The organism is Mesorhizobium sp. M4A.F.Ca.ET.090.04.2.1, assembly GCF_003999085.1.
In the GTDB taxonomy this organism is placed as follows: domain Bacteria; phylum Pseudomonadota; class Alphaproteobacteria; order Rhizobiales; family Rhizobiaceae; genus Mesorhizobium.
The window spans coordinates 1-4068 of sequence record NZ_RZOT01000547.1 but is presented as its reverse complement, the minus strand read 5'-3'; the positions used below and the strand labels follow the sequence as shown (position 1 = coordinate 4068).

Here is a 4068-nt window from a genome sequence, read left to right as displayed (position 1 = left end):
GCCCTTCTGCGAGCTTTCTTGTCAAAGCGCCCCGGCAAGCCCCGGAGCGCTTATCCCGTTCGGAACGTTCATCAGCGTCCGGAGGACGCTAATTGCGTATCTTCACGCGGCCGACCCGGATGATAGAGCCGCCGTGATCTGCCGCAGGGAAATCAACCCGAGCGGCTGGCCGCTGTCTGCGGTGACGAAGGCCGCGTCATAGGAAGAGTTGGTTAGTTCCTTGGCGGCGATCTCGAGCGTCAAGCCGGACTTCAGCTTCGGCAGCGGTCTGCTCTCGGATTGCGGCGGCGGCTCCATGACAGCGTCGACCTTGATGAAGCGGCCGCGATTGACGTCCTTGACGAACCGCTCGATGTAGTCGTCGGCAGGGCGCAAGAGGATGTCCTGGCTGTTGCCCTGCTGGATGATCGAACCGTCGCGCAAGATGACGATCTGGTCACCGAGCCGCAGCGCCTCATCGAGATCATGGGTGATGAAGACGATGGTCTTCTTCAGTTCGGTCTGCAGATCGAGCAGCATGGTCTGCATGTCGGTCCGGATCAGTGGATCGAGAGCCGAATAGGCCTCGTCCATCAACAGGATCGAGGCATTGTTGCTGAGTGCGCGGGCAAGCCCGACGCGCTGCTGCATGCCGCCGGACAGTTCGTCCGGATAGCGCTGCTCAAAGCCGGCGAGGCCGACGCGCTCGATCCAGCGCATGCCGATGTCACGGCTCTTCGCCGCCTCGACACCACGCACCTCCAGTCCGAACGTGACGTTGTCGATGACGGACCGGTGCGGCAGCAGTCCAAATCTCTGGAACACCATCGCGGTGTGGTTGCGGCGGAACTCGCGCAGCTCCAGCTCCGACATTTCCAGAACGTCGCGCCCGTCGATCATGATCGAGCCAGATGTCGGCTCGATCAGCCGGTTGATGTGGCGGATCAGCGTCGACTTGCCTGAGCCCGATAGCCCCATGACGACCTGGACCTTGCCCGCCGGCATGGAGATGTTGATCTTGTTCAGCCCCAGAATGTGGCCATGCTTCCTGCCGAGTTCGGTCTTCGACAGACCGTTGCGGACCGCATCGACGTATTTCTCCGGAGATTTGCCGAAGATCTTGTACAGGTCACGGATTTCGATTGAGGCGTTGTTGCTAGTCATGAGCTGCACCCCGATGCTTCTGCAGCCGGTGGCCATAGGCCTGGCTGATGCGGTCGAAAATGATCGCGATGCCGACAATGGCAAAGCCGTTGAAGATGCCTTGCGTGAAGTACTGGTTGGCGATGGCCTGGAGAACGTTGAGGCCGAGCCCCTGCACGCCGATCATCGAGGCGATGACCACCATGCCGAGCGCCATCATGATGGTCTGGTTGATGCCGGCCATGATGGTCGGCATGGCGAGCGGGATCTGTACCTTCCAGAGCTTTTGCGAGCGCGAGCAGCCATAGGCGTCGGCGGCCTCCAGCACCTCCTTGTCGACCAGGCGGATGCCGAGGTCGGTGAGGCGGATGATCGGCGGGATGGCATAGATCACCACCGCGATGAAGCCCGGCACCCGGCCAATGCCGAGCAGCATGACGACCGGAATGAGATAGACGAAGGGCGGCATCGTCTGCATGACGTCGAGCACCGTGTGCATGACCGCGCCGACGCGCTTGTAGCGGTTCATCAGGATGCCGAGCGGAATGCCGATGGCGATGGCGAAGATCGTCGCGGTGAAGACAAGCGAGATCGTCTTCATCGCGTCCTGCCACAGGCCAAGGAGGCCGATGGCGATGAGCGTGCCGACAACGGCGGCAACCACAGCCCAGCGCCGTGCCGCAAACCAGGCGATGACCGCCAGGGCGAGCACGACCAGCGGCCAGGGCGCGTTCGAGATGGTGCTTTCGAAGAAGACGAGAACGCGCAGCAGCGGATAGAAGAAGTCTTCGATCGCCTGACCGTAGCCGCGCGTCAGCGCCTTCAGGGCGCCGTCGATAGACCGCTTCACCGCAAGCAGGAATTCAGGGTCGAGTTGAGGGAATCTGAAAAGCCAATCCATATCGCGATGCCCTATTGTGATTGCGCCATTGGGGACACATTGCCGGCCATAGGCCGAGAGCAGGGAACAAAGGCTACGCCGGCGGACCGAGCCGCCTAGGTGGAGGCCTTGAATACGCTCAAAGCCTCCACCCGCCCGATTGCCCGATTTAGAGCGCGGCTTTGACCTTTTCGGCGACGTCAGCCGGGACCCACTTGGTCCAGACTTCCGGCATGTTCTTGATGAACCACTTGGCGCCGTCCTCGCCATTGGCCTGGTTGTCGGTCATCCACAGCATCACCTTGCCGACTTCAGCCTGGGTCCAGCTGCGCTTGGCGAGGTAGTCCTTGACCGGGCCGACGTCGTCACGCTGGGTGAACTTGCTGCTGGCCAGCGTCACCATCTCAGCCTGTTTCCAGTAGTTCGGCTTCGGATCCGGACAGTCCTGCTTTGACGTGCAACGCGCCCACTCGGCATCGTCATGAGCCATTTCGAGGCGCACCATCGGATACTTCACCAGAAGGGATGTCGGTGCCCAATATTGCGCGAGGAATCCCTGCTTCTGTTCATAGGCTTTGGAGATGACGCCATCGAGCGCTGCCGCCGAGCCGGTGGGGACCAACTCGAAGCCCTTCTTGTCACCCTCAATGGCCTTGTAGAGCTGCGCCGTCACGACCGTGTCGCCCCAACCCTGCGGGCCCTGGATAACGCCGCCTTTCGAGGGGTCTTCCGGAGCCGGGAACAGCTCCGGATGCTTCATGGCGTCGTCGACGGTCTTGATATCGGGATGCGCATCCGCGACATATTGGGGAATGTACCAGCCGGAAACCTGCCCGTCGCTGATCGCCGTGCCGATCTGGCTGATCCGCCCCTCGGCGGCGCCCTTGATATAGACGTCACCGAGCAGGCTTGGCGTCGATTCCGAAGAAATGTCCGGCTGGCCCTTCTCGATCATCGCGGTGATCGTCGGCACGGTGTCGCCCGCAACCGTCGTGGCGTTGCAGCCGTAGCCGTTCTTCAGGATGAACTGGTCGACATTGGACATCGCCTCGGCCGACTGCCAGCTGAAGACCGCCAATGTAACGTCGCCGCAAGCCGCCTGTGCGGCACCTGCGGTAAGCAGCGCTCCGAGGGCAACGGCAGGAAATAGTAGTTGTCTCATTTTGTTCTCCTCATTCTTCGCGTGGCTTATTGACAGACCGACACCGAACCCACGCCGCCCGGCGAAACTGAACTAGCAGGGTGATGCAAGAAGGCGTTTCATCGTCTCCCGATTGCGCCTGCAGCGACGCCGCCTACCCGGACGTCGCGGATCGGCCCGCCCTCCACTCGCGAACCGCCATCCGCACCTTTGCCCCGATCGACGTGACAGGTGAGGCGCCACGGTTCGCCGGCAGGAAAGTTGAGAAGACTTTGGCTTTCTGGCTCACGATCAGGCCGCCTCGCGCTCGACGAGGGTGCCGAGCGCCCGTCGCAGCGTCGCTACTCTGTCGGCGGGGAGCGCGCGCAAAGGCTTGCGGGGACTTCCGGCGCCATAGCCGACCAAGTCTGCCGCGGCATAGACCGACTGCACGTAGTCGCCCTGCCAAAGAAGGGACATGACATGCTCGAGCGACGCCCAGATTTTGCGCACGTCAGCCCAGTCTTTTGAGGCTGCCGCTTCAACCAGGGCCACGGTTGTCCTGGGCGCAAAATTTGCTCCGCCCCATATCAGGCCGCTGCATCCCGCGTAGAGGGCATAGGCCACCAGGTGGTCGGCGCCATTCATGACCGGAAGGCCGGTGCGAATGAGCGAAGCCTGCTTGCCGAGATCGCCGCCGCTATCCTTGACGGTGCAGAAGCCTGGAATCGCGCACAGTTCCCTCAGCAGCGAGGGCGTGATCGCAACGCCCACCGCCTGGGGCACGTTGTAGCCGATGATCGGCAGTCCGCCCTTTGCGGCCTCCGTGTAGAAGTCGACAATGCCCCGGTCATCCGTTGGGCCTTCGAAGAAGGGCGGCAGCACCATCACCCCATCGGCGCCGCAATCCTTGGCGTGGCGGGTTCGCCCGCCCAAATCTTTGACG

The 4068-nt window shown here is 62.2% G+C and carries 4 protein-coding genes; all 4 read right to left on the bottom strand.

The window, feature by feature from the left end; translation table 11 throughout:
• Window positions 1-102: 102 nt before the first annotated feature.
• Window positions 103-1143, bottom strand: coding sequence for a betaine/proline/choline family ABC transporter ATP-binding protein (locus EN781_RS27750; RefSeq protein ID WP_245492668.1), 1041 nt, complete (start codon window positions 1141-1143; stop codon window positions 103-105).
• Window positions 1136-2023, bottom strand: coding sequence for a proline/glycine betaine ABC transporter permease (locus tag EN781_RS27745; RefSeq protein WP_126056444.1), 888 nt, complete (start codon window positions 2021-2023; stop codon window positions 1136-1138). The genes EN781_RS27750 and EN781_RS27745 overlap by 8 nt, the downstream gene beginning before the upstream one ends.
• A gap of 148 nt (window positions 2024-2171) precedes the next feature.
• The gene (locus tag EN781_RS27740) at window positions 2172-3164 is read right to left on the bottom strand and encodes a glycine betaine ABC transporter substrate-binding protein (protein ID WP_126056445.1); all 993 of its coding nucleotides are present in this window, start codon (window positions 3162-3164) and stop codon (window positions 2172-2174) included.
• A 270-nt stretch (window positions 3165-3434) separates the two neighbouring features.
• Window positions 3435-4068 (bottom strand): dihydrodipicolinate synthase family protein (locus EN781_RS27735; protein ID WP_145965658.1); only part of this gene is annotated, 634 nt, incomplete at its 5' end.